This window comes from Vibrio sp. Y42_MX_L11 (assembly GCF_024181785.1).
Lineage (GTDB): Bacteria > Pseudomonadota > Gammaproteobacteria > Enterobacterales > Vibrionaceae > Vibrio > Vibrio diabolicus.
In genome coordinates this window covers 48,088-69,759 of the sequence record NZ_JAMZAP010000025.1, presented here as the reverse complement: position 1 = coordinate 69,759, position 21,672 = coordinate 48,088, and the positions used below count along the sequence as shown (strand labels likewise).

19 protein-coding genes are annotated in these 21,672 nt (G+C 45.6%); 4 read left to right on the top strand and 15 right to left on the bottom strand.

Annotation, left to right across the window (positions count from 1 at the left end):
• Positions 1-176 precede the first annotated feature (176 nt).
• Entirely contained in the window at positions 177-1,376 is a 1,200-nt protein-coding gene (locus NL643_RS20285) for an ABC transporter substrate-binding protein (RefSeq protein ID WP_253645060.1), read from the top strand.
• A 74-nt stretch (positions 1,377-1,450) separates the two neighbouring features.
• Here NL643_RS20285 and NL643_RS20280 read toward each other — a convergent pair whose 3' ends face one another.
• The 5 genes from NL643_RS20280 to artP all read right to left on the bottom strand — a co-directional run bounded on the left by NL643_RS20280 (position 1,451) and on the right by artP (position 5,079).
• On the bottom strand, positions 1,451-2,023 hold the full coding sequence (locus NL643_RS20280) for a protocatechuate 3,4-dioxygenase (RefSeq protein ID WP_253645059.1): 573 nt from the start codon (positions 2,021-2,023) through the stop codon (positions 1,451-1,453).
• A gap of 139 nt (positions 2,024-2,162) precedes the next feature.
• Positions 2,163-2,831, bottom strand: a complete 669-nt coding sequence (artM, locus tag NL643_RS20275) for an arginine ABC transporter permease ArtM (RefSeq protein WP_253645058.1) — start codon at positions 2,829-2,831, stop codon at positions 2,163-2,165.
• Entirely contained in the window at positions 2,828-3,517 is a 690-nt protein-coding gene (gene artQ / locus NL643_RS20270; RefSeq protein WP_005388570.1) for an arginine ABC transporter permease ArtQ, read from the bottom strand. Before artQ ends, artM begins: the two co-directional genes overlap by 4 nt.
• Position 3,518: 1 nt before the next feature.
• The gene (locus NL643_RS20265) at positions 3,519-4,262 is read right to left on the bottom strand and encodes an arginine ABC transporter substrate-binding protein (protein WP_005390934.1); all 744 of its coding nucleotides are present in this window, start codon (positions 4,260-4,262) and stop codon (positions 3,519-3,521) included.
• Between the two features lie 88 nt (positions 4,263-4,350).
• Positions 4,351-5,079 (bottom strand): arginine ABC transporter ATP-binding protein ArtP, encoded by a 729-nt coding sequence (gene artP / locus NL643_RS20260; protein ID WP_104970792.1) that lies wholly within the window; start codon positions 5,077-5,079, stop codon positions 4,351-4,353.
• Positions 5,080-5,506: 427 nt separating this feature from the next.
• On the opposite strand from artP, the gene NL643_RS20255 reads away from it, so the two are divergent.
• Both NL643_RS20255 and NL643_RS20250 read left to right on the top strand, forming a co-directional pair.
• On the top strand, positions 5,507-7,741 hold the full coding sequence (locus tag NL643_RS20255; protein ID WP_253645057.1) for a hypothetical protein: 2,235 nt from the start codon (positions 5,507-5,509) through the stop codon (positions 7,739-7,741).
• 141 nt (positions 7,742-7,882) lie between these two features.
• A complete protein-coding gene (locus NL643_RS20250; RefSeq protein WP_145535292.1) occupies positions 7,883-8,878 on the top strand; it encodes an ABC transporter substrate-binding protein in 996 nt (331 codons plus the stop codon).
• Positions 8,879-8,960: 82 nt separating this feature from the next.
• On the opposite strand, the gene NL643_RS20245 is transcribed toward NL643_RS20250, so the two are convergent.
• From NL643_RS20245 to NL643_RS20215, 7 genes are all read right to left on the bottom strand, one after another.
• Positions 8,961-9,338, bottom strand: a complete 378-nt coding sequence (locus NL643_RS20245; protein ID WP_005390944.1) for a nuclear transport factor 2 family protein — start codon at positions 9,336-9,338, stop codon at positions 8,961-8,963.
• Positions 9,339-9,482: 144 nt separating this feature from the next.
• Positions 9,483-10,214, bottom strand: coding sequence for a DUF3726 domain-containing protein (locus NL643_RS20240; RefSeq protein WP_104972710.1), 732 nt, complete (start codon positions 10,212-10,214; stop codon positions 9,483-9,485).
• Entirely contained in the window at positions 10,211-11,947 is a 1,737-nt protein-coding gene (locus NL643_RS20235; RefSeq protein ID WP_253645056.1) for a hypothetical protein, read from the bottom strand. Before NL643_RS20235 ends, NL643_RS20240 begins: the two co-directional genes overlap by 4 nt.
• A gap of 101 nt (positions 11,948-12,048) precedes the next feature.
• Positions 12,049-13,650: a BCCT family transporter gene (locus tag NL643_RS20230; protein WP_005390956.1), complete on the bottom strand. Its 1,602-nt coding sequence runs from the start codon at positions 13,648-13,650 to the stop codon at positions 12,049-12,051.
• Positions 13,651-13,759: 109 nt separating this feature from the next.
• Positions 13,760-14,749, bottom strand: a complete 990-nt coding sequence (locus tag NL643_RS20225) for a membrane dipeptidase (protein WP_005390958.1) — start codon at positions 14,747-14,749, stop codon at positions 13,760-13,762.
• Positions 14,750-14,818: 69 nt separating this feature from the next.
• On the bottom strand, positions 14,819-16,279 hold the full coding sequence (locus tag NL643_RS20220; RefSeq protein WP_253645055.1) for an aldehyde dehydrogenase family protein: 1,461 nt from the start codon (positions 16,277-16,279) through the stop codon (positions 14,819-14,821).
• 72 nt (positions 16,280-16,351) lie between these two features.
• Complete coding sequence (locus tag NL643_RS20215; protein ID WP_005375789.1) at positions 16,352-16,750, bottom strand: RidA family protein; 399 nt, start codon at positions 16,748-16,750, stop codon at positions 16,352-16,354.
• A 155-nt stretch (positions 16,751-16,905) separates the two neighbouring features.
• Between NL643_RS20215 and NL643_RS20210 the strand changes: the two genes are divergently transcribed.
• Entirely contained in the window at positions 16,906-17,796 is an 891-nt protein-coding gene (locus tag NL643_RS20210) for a LysR family transcriptional regulator (protein ID WP_253645054.1), read from the top strand.
• Positions 17,797-17,901: 105 nt separating this feature from the next.
• On the opposite strand, the gene NL643_RS20205 is transcribed toward NL643_RS20210, so the two are convergent.
• The 3 genes from NL643_RS20205 to NL643_RS20195 all read right to left on the bottom strand — a co-directional run bounded on the left by NL643_RS20205 (position 17,902) and on the right by NL643_RS20195 (position 21,552).
• Positions 17,902-19,287 (bottom strand): FAD-binding oxidoreductase, encoded by a 1,386-nt coding sequence (locus tag NL643_RS20205; RefSeq protein WP_253645053.1) that lies wholly within the window; start codon positions 19,285-19,287, stop codon positions 17,902-17,904.
• A gap of 527 nt (positions 19,288-19,814) precedes the next feature.
• On the bottom strand, positions 19,815-20,918 hold the full coding sequence (locus NL643_RS20200; RefSeq protein ID WP_253645052.1) for an NADH:flavin oxidoreductase: 1,104 nt from the start codon (positions 20,916-20,918) through the stop codon (positions 19,815-19,817).
• 217 nt (positions 20,919-21,135) lie between these two features.
• Positions 21,136-21,552, bottom strand: coding sequence for a hypothetical protein (locus tag NL643_RS20195; RefSeq protein WP_253645051.1), 417 nt, complete (start codon positions 21,550-21,552; stop codon positions 21,136-21,138).
• Positions 21,553-21,672 lie beyond the last annotated feature (120 nt).

Genomic DNA, 21,672 nt, shown 5'->3' with positions numbered 1-21,672 from the left:
TCTGATCATCAAATCGATCTTGAATGTATTGAAATTATTGTGATTTAAATGTACAAATTAGTGGAAACATCACTTCACGTCACCCCTTATGCCATAAAGGATTTTCATGATCTTGCCCTGATGAGCTAACCCCTTCACTGACTTATCGCTTTTCAGAACTGCAGGTAATACGCAGCTTGTATGACACCCTATTTACCGTTGATCACTACGGTCAATTAAAAAATCACCTCGCTTGTGAGTACAAAAATGAAGGCAGTTGTATATATATTTGGCTCCGCCCTGATATCTGCTGTCACGATGGGCTAACATTACAAGCAGAAGATGTCGTACACTCTTTAAATAAGCTCGTTACAACAGATGGCCCCGTCCAAAAATTACTTCAGCAAGTCACTCGTATCAGCTTCGATAATGCCAAACAAGCTATACGTATTGACTTAAAGCAGCCTAATAACTTATTCATTTACTGCTTAGCAACCGCAAATGCGTCTATCACTACTCGACGTCAGAAGAGCTTTAAAGGTCGCAGTATCACAATAGGTACTGGCCCGTTTGTACTTAGGCATTGGGATACCGACAAAATAGTACTGAAGAAACATCATAACTATTTCGCAAAAAAGGCATTATTGGAGCAAATAACACTCTCTCATCAAGGGACTGAGCTGGATCAATACATCAGTTATAATCAGGAAACTGACGATACCGAATGTTATATGATTCAGGCATTTTCTTTTCTAGCACGTAATCGTCGCGCCGAGTGCTCACTAAGCGAGCAAACTTGGCAGCGCCTATTTTCTTTTATCGAGAGTCGTAGATTTGAATTTGCCAAAGCGAATGGCTTGGAAACGATGCACATTCTCGATGATAACTCTCACAATGAGAATATTCCTCAGCTTGAGGGAACGTTGGTCATAACCCATCCAAAGTGGACGATTGATTATTTAAGTAAAGCGAACCAATGGATCGTAGATTTAATCCGTCAAACTGGGTTGCATGTAGAATTTGTGGAGCTAACTGACGCTAGTAATCCTCAACTTGTAAAAGAACAAGCCGACTTGCTCTTTGTCGAAGATGTCATTGAGCCACCTTTAACCTATGGAATTTATGAGTGGCTATTAACAGGTACAGGTATTCGATTTGCTCTTCACTCTGATGAATTTGAACAGCATGTTAATCACGTACACGATGCAGTCTCAGATCCCACGCCTGAAAAACGTTTGGAGGGAATACTCTCGGAGCTCAGAGCTGATACAACAATCTTACCATTGTTCTGGGGGCAAGAAAAAATCACCAGAGCGAAAGGTGTAAGCGGTGTTCAACTCCGTAAATCTGGGTACAGTGATTTCTACAAACTAAGAGTCAGAGCCGGACAAGACTAATCTGTTAGAAGCTTCTGTTTGCTAATTACTTTTGTAGTCTACGATGTGAGTTTTCAAAATAATGCTTAATCACACTAAGCGAGCACAAAATTGAACTCACCGACGACACGACCATAAATGTTGACAGGCTCAAACTGCAAATAATCACGGGCTTTTCCGCCCCACCACTCGTTACCAGTTCGCCCTTTCAAATAAAGCTGAGTCGTTAACAGCTCTTTCTCTCCACGCCACAATTTTACGTGGATGTGGGGAGGTCGAGAGCTATATGGAACCGGAAATAACGTTTGAAAAAGGTAATTCCCATCTTCGTCAGTTAAAACTGCACCAAAGCCTGCAAAGTGAGGATCAAACTTATTATTGTTAGGTTGATTCGGGTGTTCATAGATGCCTTGTCCATCACATTGCCATATTTCTATTTTCATTCCAGACAATGGGTTTCCTGCTGTATCCATTACCTTACCCTGAAGAAAAATGGGCTCACCAATAAGACCTTTCGACTGCAAAATCAAATTTTGACGAAGTGGCACTGGAACCACGGGATAAAACGGCCCTTCCGTTTGAGGTGGTGTCGGCTTCATTGGGCTAGCGGATTTTAGCGAAGGCGCAAATATTAGCGACCATAAAGCTAAGAAGTGTCGACGTTCCATATCATCACCAGTGATTGTTTACCTTACTTAAGTTTGGTGATTCTTGATGATTTTTCCAGCATAGCAGCACACTAAAACAAATATGCCTCTGTTCAGGGCAACGCTTGAACAGAGGCATTTACAAATTAGCTACTAATAATTAAACGGCTTCAAAGGCTAGTGCTTTCTTCTCTACCTGACGGAAAATAAGAGTTAGCACACCATTTACCGTTAAATAAAATGCGCCAGCAATACCAAATACCGTCAACGTATCGTAAGTTTGTGCGTTAATGCGTTGCGCGTAACCCATCAGATCCATGATCGTAATCGTGCTTGCTAGTGACGTACCTTTGAAGACCAAAATCACTTCGTTCGAGTAAGCCGGAACAGCACGACGAATAGCGTATGGCAACAGCACTTTCAGTGTGGCGGTTTTGTTCATGCCTAATGCACGACACGCTTGCCATTGACCGGAAGGAATCGCGTTAAACGCTCCTTTGAACAACTGAGTGCTGTAGGCAGCGGTATTAAGCGCTAACGCTAACATCGCACAGAACCAAGGTTGGCTTAACCATGTCCAAAATACACTTTCTCTTACTGCGTCAAACTGACCCGGACCGTAGTAAATCAAGAAAATCTGTACCAACAAAGGCGTACCAGTAAACAAGGTGATGATGCCACGGCTTACCCAATGCAAACCCGGAGTACGTAGGATCAGAGTCAGCGTCATCATCAGAGCTAAGAGACAGCCCACAACCAAGGAAGCGGCGGTCAATTGGAGGCTAGTGCCCAAGCCATTCAGCATTTGCCAAACGTGTTGTTCGTTCATGCGGTCGCCTCCTGTCCCATGCTCATACCTTGAATTGAGAATTTCTTATCAATCAGTTTTACGGCACGTTGCGTAATCAAAGTAATGCCTAAGTAAATCGCCGCAGCGGTTGCGTACCATGTAAACGCTTCATGCGTCGCTGCAGATGTTAGCTGCGCTTGTTTCAACAAATCCGTTACGCCAATCAGTGATACAAGCGCGGTGTCTTTCAGCAGAACCAACCATTGGTTAGTTAAACCTGGTAGTGCGTGTCTTACTGCTTGTGGTAAAACAATGCGAACGAAAGCGTGTGCTTGACTGATGCCGAGTGCACTTGCTGCTTCTCTCTGCCCTCTTCCAACGGCTTTTAATGCGCCACGTAGAGTTTGAGAAGCGTAGGAAGCGAAGATCAATGACAACGCCACCACGCCAGACAAGAACGGGCTAACTTCAATAAAGTCGCCGGTGATTAAAAACAGAACCTGCGTCGAACCAAAATAGATGAACAACACGACAAGGATTTCTGGCAAGCCACGTACAATCGTCACAAACGCCGTCATTGGCCATTTAACGAAAACGCGGCGAGACATTTCACCACTGGCGAATACCACTGCCAGAATCAAACCGACTAAGAGGCTTGTGAAGGCTAGCTGGACAGTCATCCAACTAGCTTGAACAAGCGATAAAGAGTAACCCGTTAGTGCCATATTACTTACCGAAGTACTTGTTGTAGATTACGTCGTATTCGCCGTTCGCTTTCACTGTTTTCAGTGCCGTGTTCAGCTTGTTCACTAGCTCGTCGTTACCTTTGTTTACTGCGATACCGAAACCGTTACCGAAGTATTTAGGGTTGGTTACGTGCTCGCCCACGTATGCTAGATTGTCTTCTTTCTTGAACCATTCAGCTACGACAGCTGTATCGCCGAATACAGAATCAATACGACCGTTCTTCATATCGATGAATGCGTCTTGGTAGCTAGAGTAAGGAACCGCTGTTACGCCCGGCATTTGCTCAATCAGGTAACTTTGGTGTGTTGAACCGTTTTGAACACCAACGCGCTTACCTTCTAGTGCTTTTTGATCAGCAACTTTTTCTTTGATAGAAACAAACGCTGCTGAGTTTTCATAGTATGCATTCGTGAAATTCACTTGCTCCAAACGCGCCTCAGTAATATCCATTGCAGAGATAGCCGCATCGTAACGTTTGAATTTTAATGCAGGGATCAGGCTGTCAAAAGATTGGTTATGGAAGGTACATTTGGCTTCCATTTCTTTACATAGTGCGTTCGCCAGATCCACGTCAAAACCTTGGATTTGGTTATTTTCATCCATGTATTCGAATGGTGCGTACGTCGCTTCCATCGCGAATTTGATCTCTTCTTGTGCTGCTGCGTTTGCTGCCATAGTTGCAGAAGAGAGGCCGATTAGTGAAGCTAGTAGAATCTTTTTCATTGCAATACTCCGTGTGTACTTAGTGGGCTGACACTCGCAATGACAGCCGAGCTTATCTGTTAAATAGACTGAACGTTAAAAACGTAATTTAGTGATTTAGGTAGTCAGCAAACTGGGCGGTTTGCGGGTTAGAAAACGAATCATTTGTGCCGTGCTCGACGATGTGTCCTTTTTCTAGATACAGTACGTGGCTAGCGATTTTTTTAGCAAAATCGACCTCATGCGTTACTACGACTTGGGTGATGCCAGTTTCGCTTAAATCTTTAATAATCTTAACGACTTGGTTAGTAATTTCCGGATCAAGCGCAGCGGTCGGTTCATCAAAAAGCAAGACTTCCGGTTTCATCATCAATGCACGAGCAATCGCCACACGTTGTTGCTGACCACCAGAAAGCTGCATCGGCCACGCATCCGCTTTGTCTGCCAAATGAAGTGTTGCGAGAATTTGCATTGCTTGGTTCTTCGCTTCTTCTTTATCCATGCCAGATACTTTTACCGGAGCCTCAATCAGGTTCTCCATTACTGTCATATGCGGCCATAAGTTGTACTGCTGGAACACCATGCCTACTTTACGACGAAGTGCTAAACCTTGTTTCTCTTTGATTTCAGTAGAGAAATCAAAAACATCATTTGCGATGTTTAGCTTGCCGTTATCCGCCCCTTCAAGAAGGTTAAGAACACGCAGTAGAGAGCTCTTACCTGCGCCACTTGGACCAAGTAACACCAGTGTTTCCCCGCTTTCACACTTAAAGCTGACATCGTGAAGCACTTGTGTCTCACCGTAGGATTTATTGATTCCGCTTACCTGAATAGTCATGCTGACATACCGCATTAATTGTCACTTGGTATTTATATTACTCAACTGGACTTTTTATGCAATAAAAATGTATAAAAATTTAATTTGTTAATTTTTTGTATGATCTGCAACCACCAAGACAGAGTATCTGACTGGTTTGAAGAGTTAGTTTTAACTGAATTTGTTGAAGAAAAATCCAACAACATGGTGACGACCGAAACAAGGTTAAAATGGTGGTTATTTTTGTGCTGACGTGTAGAGGAAGTTTTGAGTCTATGAGGATGATCTATTCCAAGTACACCCGCTCATTTTTGCACAGCATCCCCTGTTAGTTTTCCTGTAAAGTCCTCTATGGCAGGGGCCTGATTACGACTTCGCGAATGGACTATAATTTCTTTTTGTATCTGACTCTTAATTTGAGTCATCTAAGTATTAATGGGATAACTCCATGTTGAAGTCGCATTGTTTTTCTCTCGTTACACTCATTTCTTTGAGCTTGCTTTCTGTACCCAACGTTTGGAGTAGAACAGCAATCGTGTTACCTGGGTTGCATGAACAGGGTATTGATCTTCAAGATAAGCCTATCTCTGCTGCCGCTGCACTTGAATGGGAGTTGGATAATGCCGATATCGTGTTTGGAGCTTACGAAAATAAGAGTGATAACGAGCGTGTAAAAGCGCTTGGTTACATGTACAACCAAAAGCTGGAACTTAACTCAGGTTGGCTGGAAAACGATATACGTAACCAAGCAGAACTGAATGGAGTTGACTACGAAGATTTCTTTCTCCACTTTTCTGAAGACACTATCCTAGCTGAAGTCGACTCAAGCAATGGTGAAAATACCTTACTCAATCGAAAACCGATGATTGTTGGTTATACGGCTAGTGCTGACCACGCCGGTTTTTGGCTATATCAACCACCGCCATGGGATGCTGATGTATTCGGTCAGGCGAATAATGGTGGTGCCCTCTATGTTTATCACTCAGAGAAGTTCGACCGCCTAACCCTTACGTTTTCCCAGTTTGCTCAAGGTGGCAACTTCATAATTGAATACCCTTCTGCCATCGATTCGTTTGGTCTGGTAACAGAATGGAAAAGCTTCGCAATTAAAAAAGACAAGACTGAGAACATGACTAAAAACAAAACGGTAAACTGGTCTGTTCCTTCGGATTGGGTTCGCGCTACAACGCATGATGGTAGCGGAAAAACTTATGGTGGCGGTCAGTACTTTGGCTCCACCTTTTTACGCGACGGCGGCCGCCTTTACGTTGCGAAAATTACTTGGCATGACGACAACATAGAAAACCGCCCACGTCTCGAAAACATTCAACTCAAAGATAGCTTCCCTGCCGTCAATATCTCAGGAGCACCAACGGAGACACCTGAAGGTCAAACCATTCAACGCTGGCGTAAAATTCGTGGCTTCGACAAATCTGCAGATCGAAACCAAGACAATTATCTTTCTTGGAATGAATACAAAAACCGTTCAAATAAGAATGCAACGGCACGATTTCGTTGGGAGTCACGCGTTATTCCATTTGGTCGCATGTGGAATCAAACCTCTTCTTGGGCATTAACCAACCTCGGCAATCCCGATCTTGCCAACGCAATACACCACTATTACCAAGCAGAATGGGCAAAACAAGGTTTAAACGGTGCGTACAACGACGATACGAATAAGTTACTCGGAGAAAATCAGTTCTACGTTTATTCCGGTGGTACGGTGGATGAGCTTGGTTTGGTGGCGGGAAGCCAAGCCGCTGATTATGCATACAAAGCGCAATTCTCGGCGTTCTTAAACAAATTGGCGACGCTGGATGCGGATGCGTTAATTGGCCTCAACATAGGCACGGCCAACTTATTCGGTCGTAACGGCCAAAACCACTTGGTTGATGCTGGCTCCTTGTACTTGCGCGAGCACTACCTTTTCCCTTCCACTGGCTTTAGTGGCTATGCTGGCTTGGCTAAGTTTTGGGATAACTCTGCTCTCGCCAAAGTTGGCCAGAAAGTGATTTATCAAGCAACAACGCGTTATGGTCGCGTTCAATACTTTGGTAACACAGAAAACAATTGGAAGCAGGACCAATATTCTGCACTAGTAGTGTTCTACTTAAACTATCACCCTGAGCGCAGTTACTTTAGCCAGTGGAATAATGGTTACGTATATGGAAGCAATAACACTACAGGTGACAACTTCTGGAAGGCAGGCATACCAAAGAATATTGCTTATCAACCTAGCACCTTGCTTGCCATCGATTTAGGTACGCCAGCCAATCAAATCCCAGATGGGTATCAGGCGACTCCGCTAATGATGTCCACCAGCACGCCCTATTCCGCCGATTACACGGTGATTGGAGATGCTTCTATGAGCAAAGTGGCTCATCCTGACTTGCCTAATGGCGCTATCGATTTGTTACCAACCCATACGTACTTTGCGTATCGCTCAGACGATACGGTAGTGATGCATGGCCCTACGGAGATAGTGTTAGCCCGCGAATTCACCAAAGGCCGAGTGTTGTATCGGACTGATTTCTTTGGCAAGAATATCGATTATTTCTCCTCACCGAAGATGACGATCAAGCTTCCAGAGCCTATGCAACCTGTAGATCAAGACGGTAACATCGGCGACTATGTTTCTCACATTGAGATCGGCGGCTACGAAGGGGTGTTCTTGCTGTATTAACTCCCTTTCAAACACTCTCACTCAACGCTTCATAAATCGCCGTTTTTATGCTTAACGTCACTGAAAAAACCTTGTTCACTGAATCTTTATAAACCGATGTATATACTGAAGTAAATGACAACGACAAGGAAATTCAGTCACATGAAGACGACACCTTCAATGCTCTCTGTTCTGCTGCTATCAGCATTATCAACTCATGCAAATGCGGATGAATGTGGAAAAATAACCATCGCGGATATGAATTGGAATTCGGCCAGCTTAATGGCGCACATCGACCAATTTGTCTTAAATGAAGGCTACCAGTGCGATGCGGAATTGATCCCTGGTGATAGCGTTCCTACGGGCACCTCTATGATTGAAAAGGGACAACCTGACGTTGCGCCAGAGTTATGGACAAACGGCATTAAAGAAGCGCTTGATAAAGGCATTGCTGATAAACGCTTGCGCATCGCTGGTGAGTCGCTTGTCAATGGTGGTGAAGAAGGGTTTTGGGTTCCTGCCTATCTGGTAAAACAGTATCCAGAGCTCGCGACGATAGAAGGCGTCATTAAACACGCCAAGCTGTTTGAACACCCTGAGGATGATGACAAGTTCGCCTTTTATAGCTGCCCTGCTGGTTGGACATGCCAAATCACCTCCGGTCACTTGTTTAATGCATTAGGGTTAAGTGAGCACGGCTTTGAGATGGTTGACCCAGGCTCTGGCGCAGCATTAGCTGGCACCATCGCCAAAGCCTATGATCGCAAAATGCCTTGGTTTGGTTACTACTGGTCACCAACACCCGTATTGGGCAAGTATGATATGGTCAAAGTGGATTTTGGTAGCGGAACGGATCTGGAAGAGTATCGCAACTGTACCACCCAGCCTGATTGTGCTTCACCAAAAGTAACAATGTACCCACCTTCTCCAGTTCGCACAGTAACAACTGAGGCATTTGCGAACAAAGAACCCCAAGCATTCGCGTACTTGCAGAAACGCGGATTTACCAACGAGCAAATGAGTGAAATGCTGGCCTGGATGGAAGATAACTACGCAGATGGTGAAGAAGCGATGTTTTACTTCTTTAATACCTACCCTGACTTATGGAAAGGTTGGGTATCTGAAGACGTAGCGATGAAGATCGAAAAAGCGCTCTAGTGATTGACGTCTAACTCGTACCAAATAATTTGGCCTCCCATACCGTTTGAATAAATAGTATTGGAGGCTAATCAACGGTTCGTTAATACATGGTGTGACCATTCAATGTTTCTTTAGGAATCTCTTGCAGAGCGTCCCAATGTTCGACGATTTTCCCATTATGATCAAAACGAAAGAAATCCATCGTCACGTATTCAATATCATTAGGCCATGTTTGGTGAGTGTGTAGTGCCACCAAGTTCCCTTCAGCAATGGCTCGCACAAACGTAATGTCTTTATTGGGATACTCATTTTGCATCCGCTCAAAATACTCGATAAAAGCCTCGGGGCCATTTCCAACTAATGGATTGTGCTGGATGTACTCATCGCCAACGTAGTCTTCAACCGCCTTTCTTGGGTTACCCCGATAGGCGGTTTCGTAAAACGCAATGGCATTTCTTTTGTTCTCTTGCAGGTCCATTTTTCTTCCCTATGTCGCTCTACTTGGTATTTAACGATAATCATAGCCTTAGAACCTAAGAAGTGACCGAACATCGCGCACAAAAAAGGCCGCTAAACCGCAGCCTTCATCACTTGAAACTTGGAATCACCGTCCCTTCAGAGATTAAACCACACCACCAGCGCCCTGCATGGAACGCTCACTGTTCTCCACTAGCAACGCGGTTGCGGTTTGTTTCAGTGTTTCCCACTCTTGGTCTTCGACAAAAATACCATTTTGCCAAGAGGCTTGTTGCGTGTTGCTTAACTCATCGCCTTCAATGTGAATGGTGTATCCCTGTGCGCTTTTCTCGATATCGAAATCGTTCACAGAGAGTTCGATAACCATACTATGCAAATCCGTATCATGCCCATCAAACTGATCCGAGAAAAAGACTTCTGGCGCGATTCGTCCACGGTTTAACACATAAAGCGTTCGCTTGGGACTAGAGCCATTGACCCATTGTGCACGGCACGCAATGCCTTTTGCAGAGAGCTTCAACAACTCACTAAAACCTAGCCAACGGTTATGGCACTGCTTCAACGTGATAGTAATCGACTTACTGTTAATCATTTTCTCAAGTGCGAAATCCAACACGGCGGGTAAGTGGCACGCCACACTGCCATTGTGCAAATCCATCTCGATACTCGCTGACGTGCTGTTGGTCACCGATACGGCGCAGTCCGAATCTAACCCAAGAAACAGGCTGGCGTTATTAAAGTGACGCACCCCGTGCAAGCCAACCATTTGCAAGTCCGCCACCATGTTCGCAATGACATCCGCCTCACCACAGTGACGGCGCATGCCAAGAAATGCCTTATTAACCGCGGCCACCAATTCGTTGTGAGAGACGATCATAATGCAAATCCTCCGTTGATTTTTTGATTGTCACTTTGCGCAATTTCTTCTCGTTCCGGCATGCTCGGGAAAATCCATGTGTCCGCCAGTTTAGGATCGTGAATTTCATCTAACAGCGGCGCACCTTGGAAGAAAGTAACTCGAACCCAACGATCCGAGCGTGGATCAAACTTAGTCGCACCAAAGATCGCCAACTTACAGCGCAATAAGTGCATTGGCAGTGCATCTTGGCGCAGCACGTTCATTTGAATATCACCCATTGCTCGGTTACCTAACGTCCATACACGACGTGTGATCGAACGATAAGTCGGGTTCTGCAACAAAAACTCCGCTACGGACATTTCTTCATCACAACCAAGCAAAGCGTGGTACAAGCGATTCACTTGTCTGCCAATATCAAGCGGCAGCTCTTTTTCTTCTCCTGCTTCCTCCCCACGAACACCAAGCCTTGGTTCTTCTTTGTCTTGTGAACGATACCAGAACCAGTAGTTGTTCTCGGCTAGTGAGTAATCTGCATCAATCGCCCAGCGGTATTTGCTTTGCAACACCTCAAGTAAATCTTGGATCTTTTTCCCGCCCGGAATCGATAGCGTTTCATCCGTATTCATTTGGCTGGCAAATTCGTCCACCAAAGATGGGTAGAGCTCGATCAAGCAAGAGGTGAGGATTTCTTGGGCTTCCACACTCATTGTTTTCTTATGCTCGACCAAACTCGCCCAGTTCGGATGTGATGCCATTAACGTTGTTAGCTCCGATAGCAGTTGTTTGATGTCTGCTATCGCTTGGTGATTGAGCCTGTCTTGATGTTCATTGATGGTGATGACTTGCTCTAGATGGCGCTGTGCTTTTTGCAGTAATCCTTGCAAATGAGCATGGAATGAAGCTTCACACGGCATCGCAAAGACTCGCGCTACCGCACGCTCGCGAGAGGTCATCCATTGGTCAACGATGCACGGGTGATTAATCAAGTATGGAGCCATGCCTAAGCCAGTAGCATTGCCGACACCAAGGTAGCGCTGCAAGCCACGATGCAAAGCCACCGCGTTGTCGCCTCCTTGCTGAAGTGCCAGGTAGTGCACCCAATCCAGGCTGAATTCACGCAACATATATACGGCACACATTTGCGCACTAAAAGACTGGCTGAAATCTGGGTTATTCTCTAACAGTTTGAAATCGGCGATACCAAACTTGCCGTTCCCATAAACAGCTGTGGTACGAAGGATATACCCCACTTCCGCCAACTCTTTTGGCTCGGGCTGCTTGCCTTGAGAAAGAGCGCTAACAATGTGCTCAAACACGCGCACGCTTTTGTTTGCGCGAGCCAGAACAAGCACGTTATTCGGATTACGTCCCGCTTCTTGCAGCGGTACATTTGCTCGCAATCTTTCCAACAAAGTAACATCAACATCGCCTTGAACCAGTGCAAATGTGACGTCCCACTTTTCAGCAATGACGCGGTCATTACGCTCGTCATCGGCAATTTCATCACAGAACACCACCAAATGATAGACGTGCTCTGGCGTGGTCAATTTATAAATCACGTGACCATAACCACGCGGACAAAGTTGCCACTCATGCTTGGTTACTTGCCAGTTTTGGCTTGCCATATTACGAATCAGACTACGAACAAAGCTGATTCGGTTTTGGTGCATTGCGCCAAGCCTTTCGGCTGCCATGACAATCGCTGCATCGCGCATAGTTGCTTCCGTATAAGTAGAACGATGTGCATCCATTTTGCTCACCACCTATTTGTTATTGTAAGAATACTAGGGTTTGTGCGGATGCAGGAGGAAAACACCCGCACAAGCTCCACGTTGTTTGAATTAGATAATTGTTATAGCCCTTGCTCTTTCGCCATTTTGATTGCGATTTGCGGTGCATTCCAAAGTGACGGCAACAGAATCAGCGAAACCGGAACCGCGGTAATCACAATGAAAGATTGCAGTGCAGAGATGCCGCCAGAGCCAAGCGAAATCAGGATCAGAGCTGTCACACCCATCATTACGCCCCAGAAGGTACGGATGATCGCATTCGGCTCCGTTTCACCACTGATCACGACACTGATGGTGTAGGTCATTGAGTCGCCCGTCGTGACGATGAAGATCGTGGTTAAAATCAGAAATAGAATTGAAGTCAGCATTGGCATTGGTAGTTGCTGAGTCACCGCAAGCAAAGCACCTGGCAAGTTAAAGCCCTCAAACGCCGCACTCACGCTACCCGGTTCAGCAATTTCAAACGCTAGGCCAGAGCCGCCTACAATCGTGAACCAAAAACAGGTGGTTAACGGAGCCACAATACTGATGGTTGAAATAACTTGGCGAATAGTGCGACCACGGGAAATACGCGCAATAAAGATTGCCATCATCGGACCATAACCCAGGAACCAGCCCCAGAAAAATACTGTCCACCAGCTTAGCCAACCTTCGTCACCACGATAGGTCGCCATTGGGATAAAGTTATCCAGCATGCTCCCTACACCTTGAATGTATCCGTTAAAGATAAAATTCGTAGGGCCAAAAAACAGGATGTAAACCATCAATGCCATTGCCAGAATCACGTTGTAACGACTAAGCAGTTGCATGCCTCGGCTTAATCCACTGAGTGCAGACAAGGTGTAAAGCGCAATCGCAAACAAGATGATGATAAGCTGAGTGGTAAAGCCATCAGGAATATCAAACAGCGCATTTAACGCGTAGCTAACCTGCAATCCTAGAAACCCAATTGGCCCGATGGTGCCCGCGGCTACCGCGATAATGCAGCACGCGTCAATCAACGCACCGAGTTGGCCTTTAAGTGCTCGTTCGCCCAACACTGGATAAAGCAAAATACGGGGTTTTAATGGTAAACCTTTGTCGTAATGCAGGTGCATCACTACGATGGAAGTTAAGCTACCTACAATCGCCCAAGCCAGAAAGCCCCAGTGCATAAAGGATTGCGACAACGCATTCACCGCACCTTGCTGTGGGTTATCTTGCGCGCCGTACAAAGGGGGTGGGCTAACGTAATGCGCGATAGGCTCAGCCGCGGCCCAGAAAACACCACCACCAGCCAATAAGGTACAGAAAATAATCGCCATCCAGCGGAAAGAATCCATTTCTGGTTTTGCAATCCCGCCCAACATCACCTTGCCTGTTCGCCCTGCAGCCAAGCCAAGACCAATAAGAAAAGTGAGAAGCAGCAGTAACTGCCAGTAAGGACCAAACACCTGAACTGCCCAGCCAAAGCCGGCGTTAACGATCGTAGATAACAACTCGCCGTCATAAAGTGCAATAGCAACGAACAACGCGATAAAACCACCGCTATACCAAAAGGCCGGGTTATTCAGTCCCAATTTGTCCGTCGTGTTTTCTGTTGTTGATGTGTTGTGTGTTGCTTTTGACTTGCCCGATGACACGCTCATCGTGGAAGCTTTCATGCTATTGGTTAAATCAGACATACTCTGGCTCCAGAGGTTCTTTGCAGCTGCCAAAGACTGGCTACAAATGTGAGTTTTACGCCTGCCGTATTGTTGTTATGTAGGCAGGCGGTTCCTAATTTTGGGAGTACTATGAAATAGGCTCTAATCCTTCTTTGAGGAAGTTGAACCAGTTTTCACCCAATATTTTTCCTGCCTCAGATTCACTGAATCCGTGACGCATTAATCCGTTGTAGATGTTCTCCATCCCTGCACTGCCGCAGAACCATGGCAGCGCATCTGGCCATCCCGAGTTACTTGCTGAACCTTCGCCGTAATCCATCGCTTTTGACCAACGACCGTTGCGCATCCACTCCAACACTTGTTGCGGCTGGTTTAAGCACAAATCGCTACCGATACCTAAATGGTCAACGCCAAACATGTCTGCGGTTTTCGCAACCATCTGGCAGAAATCATCCAGCGTGCACTGGCTGCCATTTGGCAAATGGAACGGATATAAACTGAATCCAATCAAACCACCGCGCTCCGTCAGTGCTTTGATCACGGTGTTGGACTTGTTGCGCAGTGCGTCATGCGCAAATGTCGGGTTAGCATGGCTGATACAAATTGGACGCGAAGAAAGATCGATAGCTTCCAACGTTGAACGCTCCGCGCTGTGGGACATATCAATGATCATCCCGACTCGGTTCATCTCTTCAATCGCTTGCTTACCAAAGCGAGTTACGCCGGAATCGTTTTGTTCGTAACAACCTGTCGCCAGTAAGCTTTGGTTGTTGTAGGTCAGTTGCATGATCAGCAGACCTTGGCGGCGCATCACTTCAATCAGGCCAATTTCATCATCAATTGGTGAGCAATTTTGCGCGCCGAAGAAGATGCCGACTTTGCCTTCTGCTTTGGCTTTTTCTACATCTGCCATTGAATAAATAGGCATGATGAGGTCCGCATTTTGCTCGAAGCGCAAGTTCCACTCAGCAAAACGCGTTAAGGTTTCGCGCGCAGTTTCGTGGTAGACGATGGTGGCATGAACGGCGGTAATGCCACTAGCCTTAAGCGTTTGGAAATACTCTCGATCCCAATTGCAGTACTGCAATCCGTCAATCACAATCCGTTGTTGGTACATAACCACTCCTTAAACAATTTCTTAGCCTTTTAGTTCGGGTAACTGACACCATCAGCTACCCTGCTGTTCTTAGTAAGGGCGCTGATAAACGGTTTTCACCACGGTGTAGAACTCTTTGGCGTACTGACCTTGCTCACGAGGGCCAAAGCTAGATTCTTTACGGCCACCAAATGGGACGTGATAATCTGTACCCGCAGTTGGCAAGTTAACCATGACGCAGCCCGTTTGGACTTGCTGTTTGAAGATCGCGCTATTGCGCAGGCTTTGCGTAATAATGCCGCCTGTCAGGCCAAAGCGCGTATCGTTCGCGACTGCAATCGCCTCATCCAGATCAGAAACGCGAATCACGCTTGCCATTGGTGCAAAGACTTCTTCTTGATTCACTTCCCAGTTGTTTTGTGTGTTCAAGAACAGGGTTGGTGACATGTAGTAACCGTCATGCTCTAGGCTCAGACGCTCACCACCGAAAGCCAGCTCCGCGCCTGCTTGGCGTGCGTTTTCAATCCACTCAAAGTTCGCATTCAGCTGGTTACCATCAACAACAGGGCCCATAAATACGCCCTCTTCTAGTGCGTGACCCACTTTAAGTTCGCTCATGCGTTTGATTAGCGCTTCAACATACGCGTCGTGAATTCCGTCCATAACCACAAGACGAGAAGACGCAGTACATTTTTGACCCGCACCCGAGAATGAGCCTGCGATTGTGGCTTCAACGGCAATTTGAATGTCTGCATCATCTGCCACTACGAGCGCGTTTTTACTGCCCATCTCTAGCTGACAACGCACAAAGTTTGGTGCCGTAGCCGCTGCAACTTTACGGCCAGTGTCCACAGAACCAGTGAAGCTAACGCCGTTCACGTCTTTCGAATTGATAAGGGTATTACCTACTTGCGAACCGCTACCCAAAACGAGGTTAAACGTGCCAGCAGGTAAACCTTGGCGATGGATAATCTCAGTCAGTGCAACGGCACTTGCTGGAGTTAGGTTGGCAGGCTTCCAGACGACACTGTTGCCAAACGCAAGTGCTGGCGCGATTTTCCAAGCCGCTGTTGCTGTTGGGAAGTTCCAAGGAGAGATAATGGCGATAACGCCGACGGCTTCGCGAGTAACTTCAACGGAGACACCTGGACGGACGGAAGCAGCGTTATCGCCAATTTGACGCAGTACCTCAGCAGCAAAATATTGGAAGAATTGGCCAGCACGGTAAATCTCACCTCGACCTTCAGCAAATGGCTTGCCTTCTTCACGCGAAAGCAAGGTGCCCAATTCGTCACATCGTGCAATGAGCTCATCACCAATCGCTTGCAGCACTGCTTGTTTACGCTCGATTGGTGTTTTTTCCCAATCTGGCTGCGCTGATTTAGCCGCTTGAATCGCTTGCTCTACTTGCGACACACTCGCTTGTGCGAAATCGCCTATGTTTTCGCTGATATCAGAAGGGTTAATATTGGCGATGGTGTCCATGCCCGATTGCCATTCACCTGCTATGTAGAGGGATTTTTCTGCTTGAACATTGTTAATAAAAGTCATGGTTCTTTCCTTGTTCTTCCGATTTGTGATGGCAAGCCACCCACTCACTGATCTCAATTATTCTTGTTGGATTTATTCTGGTTGGCTTGCCGACGCGTAGACGACAAACTCCACCAACATTTCTTCTCGTGCTAACCCTGCAACCACCATGGCGGCGCGATTTGGGTACGGCGCTTCAAAATATTCCGCGTACACTTGGTTAACGGTTTTTAAGTATTCTCTGTCGGTCACGTAAATCAGGACCTGCAATACAGAGTCCAAAGACTCCCCTGCACACTCCAGGGTGTGAATGAGATTGTTAAAGGTTTGACGTGTTTGTGCTTCGATGCCGCCTTCCACAACCGCGCCTGTGTCATCAATAGGAATTTGAGCCGTATACAGGGTTCCGTTGTTGACTATCGCCCATTCAAGCGGCGCTTTAGAAGCAAATAGACTGGTTTTAACTGGGTGTTTTTTAGTAGGAGTATTCACGTGCCTTTCAACCTTTGTAACAGCTTTGTTTCAATATAGTTAAATGATGCACATTGACAGGCGATAAATCTAACGGTAAATTTTTTACATTTGATAAATAAAACTTATCACCTCATTGAGAATAACGTAAATAAAGGGATTAAGAGGCATTAGGGATGAGTATTAAGCTTCAACAATTAATGCATTTTGTGATGGTAGTCGAGGAAGGTGGGTTTCGAGCCGCTTCACATCGTGCAAATCGATCTCAGGCTGCGCTCTCCACGTCGATAAAAGAGCTAGAGAAAATGCTAGGACAAACGCTGTTTGAGCCCGGCAACAAAACCAAATTAACGCCTTTTGGTGAGATTTGTTTGCCCAAGGTGGTTCAGTTTCTCAATATCTACAGTGCGCTGGACAACGATCTCAAAGCTGCCGCGGCCGGACAGCAAGGGAGAGTGCGAATTGCGAGCGTTCCTTCTGTTGCAGCGAAACTCATCCCGAGCGTGTTGGGTGCCTTTTGCGAGCAGTATCCAAATGTAGAAGTAAGCTTGATCGATGATAACGCGGCGAGCGTCGAGGCTCGCTTACTCTCCGGTGAAGTCGACTTGGCGCTCGGTAACCCCTCCCACCTTGATGAGGGCGGCATTGACTTTACACCGCTGTTGTCCGACACCATTGGCGTGGTGTGTTTAAAAGATAACCCGATTGCCAATAAAACAGAGGGAATCGAGTGGCAAACTTTGCTCGAACAACCTTTTATTCGTAACGGCACCTGTACGCTTCTCGATCCAACCCCAGCCAGAGCACTGAGTGAGCAAGCGCTCTATTCGGTCGAGAATATCACTTCGCTGTTTTCTGTCTTAGAACTTGGGATTGGTGTCACGACCCTACCGAAGCTTGCTTTCCCAACCAATGAAACACGCTTGGTTTGGATCCCACTTATCGATCCACCGCTTGAAAGGCAAATTGGTATCTTTACGTTGACCGACCGCACGATCTCGCCTCAAGCAAAAGCGTTTCATGATTTGTGTGTACGTTATCTAAACTATCAAGATGAAGAGACGTAGTTCGAAGGTTTTAGCTAACAGTGGCTCCATTAGATTTTAGAGCCACTGTTATTTGATATTAAGTGACAGATCCGGTCATATGAAATGACGACGCTCTTATTGCACTTATTCTGGCTTGATATTCTGATTCATTCTGAACAAGTTATTTGGATCAAACTTCTTCTTCACTGCTTGTAAACGCGCAAAGGTTGGACCGTAGGCAGACTCTGTACGTTCAGCTTCGTCTTGTGTAAGGAAATTGATATACGCTCCGCCACTTGCATAGGGCTTAGTCTTGGCAAAAAATTCCCTTGCCCAGCTGATGCAAGCTTCATCATCTTCTGCTAAATCCCATCTTCCATGCACATTTAATACATAGTTTGCATCACGGCTAGAATAAGCCATAGACTCGGGCTCAGGTCTAGAGGCAGCGCAGCCAAGAGAGGCGATAAAAATCTCACACTGAGGCGATGGTAACTTACCTGCGTATTCTATCGCTGCATCAATCACACCTTCGCTTAGCGAGTTAAAATTGTGCGATTTCCAATAGTTACGTGCGCCCGGAGTAAGCAATGGATCAAACGCTTGCTGCCACGCCGCAAATGGCTGTACACCAACATGCTCACCATGTGCATCACCAAACTCTCTCAACGGTGCAATTAACTTCTCACCTTCAGCCGGGTCACCCGCATAACATATCGCGAGTACAACCACTTCTTTACCGTGAACGCTTTCAGGTAAGAATGGGAGTGGCGGCGCTTTCCGACTCACCATCCAGACACTTAGGTCATCAGGGGCCGACTCAGTGAATTTCGCAAACTGGGTGATAATGGATTTCGCTTGCTCAAATGGAAAGACAATGAGACCACTTAACACCTCTGGACCGACAGGATGTAGCTGGAATTCAAAACGCGTAACGATACCAAAGTTACCGCCGCCCCCACGTAACGCCCAGAACAAATCAGCATTTTCTGTCTCATTCGCGAGCAGTTGACGACCATCTGCAGTTACGACATTTACGGAGACCAAGTTGTCTATCGTCATACCATATTTTCGGCTCAACCAACCAAAACCACCACCAAGCGTTAACCCCGCAATTCCCGTGGTTGAATTAATGCCGACAGGCGTTGCTAATCCATATTTTTGTGTGGCCTCATCGACATCAGCCAACGTACAGCCAGGTTCAACGAAAGCCCTTCTTTCGCTTTCATCCACTTGAACATGATTCAAAAGTGACAAGTCGATCATCACACCATGATCGCAAACCGCATTGCCCGCAATATTATGCCCGCCACCTCGGATCGAAAGTAGCTGATTGTTATCCCGAGCAAAGTTAACCGCCATCACGACATCATCGGCAGACTTGCAGCGAGCGATAACACCGGGACTGCGATCTATCATGCCATTCCAGATTTGACGAACTTCGTCGTACGTAGGATCTCCGGGCAAAACAACATCACCCTGAAATTGATTTTTAAAGTGTTCAATGGTTGCATTTTCTAGACTATTCATATTAGTTGCCTCTCACGTTTTACATGAGGCTTGCAAAGCACAATGCAACGACAAGCTAATACAAGTCCCTCACAATTAAACGTGACGTTTGAGTAGCTATTTTCAGAAAATAAACTAGGCCCCACAGTAACGATACCGTAGGGTCACAAATTCCCTTACTCTCTTGGGTTCGATAAAGCTGAAACACAGTTATAAAAATCAGATAGTTATCGCAATGATACCGCACCTCAAAACACCTTCTGTATTCTTTACCCTGTGTAACACTCGCACCTAATTATTAATAAGTTCATTGTAAGTTTAGAATGCAATTTAGTTTCAAATATGAAACTTTGTCTTATAATTAATATTTTTAATAATTAATTATATTACCTTTATTTATCAATTAAATAGGATTATAAAAATATTTCGGACTGCGAATAGTGAATAGCCGTTAGAGGCAGTGATATTGAATTAAATTGAATAGCCTTCTTAGTGTTTTAGAAGACTATTGCGCTATTTATCAATGATATACCGTCACTTAAGGTGGGTTATTTACGACGATTTCGGTTCTTATACACTACGCAAAAGTTACCACGTTTGGTTCGGCATTTTGAGCAACGCTCGCAATCCACTGGCGCTCGATTACCCTCTTTCCAGCGCTTTATTAACTGAGGCTCAGCCAATAAAGGACGTGACACAGCGAAAAATTGGATATCTGTGTTTTCTGCAATTTTCTCAATCGCATCAATGTCACTCAATCCACCGACAGTAATCACCGGGACGCTCACATCTTGACTGATCACATGTCCATATTCGTGAAAATAGCCTTCTTCTTGTAGTGTGTAACCATCGAACGTTTCACCAACAAGCTCTTTTGCTTTGCCGTGAATATTGCCAGACACGATGATCGCATCAACGCCCACTTCTTCGAGTTTCTTACAGACGACGCGAGTTTCATCGAACGTTAAACCGCCGTCAAAGAATTCTGTCGCGGTAAGCTTCACAAGGATTGGGAAAGTATTCCCAACCAGCTTTCTGGTTTCAGAAAAAATTTCTAAAAGGAAACGCATGCGATTTTCTAAGCCACCACCGTATTCGTCTTCGCGACGATTATAGTACGGGCTTAAAAACTGGTTAATTAAGTAAGTGTGTGCCGCATGTATCTCTACGCCGTCAAAACCAGCGTCTTGAGCACGTTTACTCGCCAATGCGAATGCCTTTACGATGTAATCGATCTCGTCCTTAGTCATCGCTTTGCCTTGCGTATTCGTGCCACGCTCAGGCACATCACTCGGAGCAAAGATGACACGCTCACCGACGCTGTAGGTGGTTTTGGTTCCACCGTAAGCAATTTGCATTACGATTTTAGAATCGTGTTGATGTACTAGCTCTGTTAGCTTTTTGTATTCTTCAATAAAAGAGTCGTTGTAGATCCCCATCATCCCAGCGTTGGGTTTCTCTTCTTCCACAATATTGGCATAACCAGTAACAATTAAACCCACTTCACCTTTCGCCAACTCTTCGTAAATATCGTAAAGCTTATCCGTCATGTGGCCATCTTCGGTCGCCATGTTCTCCCACGTTGCGCTGCGCACAAAACGGTTCTTTAGGGTCATGTTGCCAATGCGGGCTTCGGAAAACAAAATGCTCAAAACCAGTCCTCTTAATGTTGTCTTTATGGTTCTATCTTTTCCCAAGTAACCAAGAACAAAAAAGGAACAGCGATACCCAACGTATGGCTGTTCCTTCTCTGAATCCGTGAGACCTGCAAACTACAGGCGCACCTTAATGCCTCGTGGGTGGCAAAACTTTAATCTGGATTAAGGTTTAGTGAGATAAGCTTGTAAGAAAAGCAACTCGGCCGATTTCTCAGTTTACCTTCATCACTCTACATTCTGGGGGTAAGATCTTCTCTTTTTCGAATGAGACTTCACAATCCACAAGAACGCTTCCTCCCCCATGTAGGTAAAAGTAATCAAGCACGAAAAATACTTTATTATCACGCACTCCATACTCTTCTACAAAAACGCCAGCACTCTGGTTGAAATCCAGTTTTTCATTATCTAGAGAAATGGAGGAAACTCGAAATACATCATTTATTTCATAATCTGAACGATTAATTGTATCGACTTCAATCACTGGATTAATCTCCATGTTGTGAATAATAAGCCTGACAAGAATATCTCCAATACGATAAGTTTCCACGGAGCTAACCGAGGACGGAACTTGGGCTAATACGCATGAAGAAATAGCAACAATTGAAAGAAGAGTAAAACGACGAAACATGAACCAAGACCATAGTTAGAAGGGATAATCATATTATCTCTTTTAGGCATGAATTCGAGTCTAGCAAAGCATGTAGCTCTCAGAATGGGAGCTACATGGAAGTGATATTAAAGAATTTCA

What these genes read in the sequence shown, in the direction of transcription:
- NL643_RS20280 (WP_253645059.1), bottom strand. Translation starts at nt 2,023, where the DNA reads ATGGAACGTCGACACTTCTTAGCTTTATGGTCGCTAATATTTGCGCCT.
- artM (WP_253645058.1), bottom strand. Translation starts at nt 2,831, where the DNA reads ATGAACGAACAACACGTTTGGCAAATGCTGAATGGCTTGGGCACTAGC.
- artQ (WP_005388570.1), bottom strand. Translation starts at nt 3,517, where the DNA reads ATGGCACTAACGGGTTACTCTTTATCGCTTGTTCAAGCTAGTTGGATG.
- NL643_RS20265 (WP_005390934.1), bottom strand. Translation starts at nt 4,262, where the DNA reads ATGAAAAAGATTCTACTAGCTTCACTAATCGGCCTCTCTTCTGCAACT.
- artP (WP_104970792.1), bottom strand. Translation starts at nt 5,079, where the DNA reads ATGACTATTCAGGTAAGCGGAATCAATAAATCCTACGGTGAGACACAA.
- NL643_RS20255 (WP_253645057.1), top strand. Translation starts at nt 5,507, where the DNA reads ATGTTGAAGTCGCATTGTTTTTCTCTCGTTACACTCATTTCTTTGAGC.
- NL643_RS20250 (WP_145535292.1), top strand. Translation starts at nt 7,883, where the DNA reads ATGAAGACGACACCTTCAATGCTCTCTGTTCTGCTGCTATCAGCATTA.
- NL643_RS20245 (WP_005390944.1), bottom strand. Translation starts at nt 9,338, where the DNA reads ATGGACCTGCAAGAGAACAAAAGAAATGCCATTGCGTTTTACGAAACC.
- NL643_RS20240 (WP_104972710.1), bottom strand. Translation starts at nt 10,214, where the DNA reads ATGATCGTCTCTCACAACGAATTGGTGGCCGCGGTTAATAAGGCATTT.
- NL643_RS20235 (WP_253645056.1), bottom strand. Translation starts at nt 11,947, where the DNA reads ATGGATGCACATCGTTCTACTTATACGGAAGCAACTATGCGCGATGCA.
- NL643_RS20230 (WP_005390956.1), bottom strand. Translation starts at nt 13,650, where the DNA reads ATGTCTGATTTAACCAATAGCATGAAAGCTTCCACGATGAGCGTGTCA.
- NL643_RS20225 (WP_005390958.1), bottom strand. Translation starts at nt 14,749, where the DNA reads ATGTACCAACAACGGATTGTGATTGACGGATTGCAGTACTGCAATTGG.
- NL643_RS20220 (WP_253645055.1), bottom strand. Translation starts at nt 16,279, where the DNA reads ATGACTTTTATTAACAATGTTCAAGCAGAAAAATCCCTCTACATAGCA.
- NL643_RS20210 (WP_253645054.1), top strand. Translation starts at nt 16,906, where the DNA reads ATGAGTATTAAGCTTCAACAATTAATGCATTTTGTGATGGTAGTCGAG.
- NL643_RS20205 (WP_253645053.1), bottom strand. Translation starts at nt 19,287, where the DNA reads ATGAATAGTCTAGAAAATGCAACCATTGAACACTTTAAAAATCAATTT.
- NL643_RS20195 (WP_253645051.1), bottom strand. Translation starts at nt 21,552, where the DNA reads ATGTTTCGTCGTTTTACTCTTCTTTCAATTGTTGCTATTTCTTCATGC.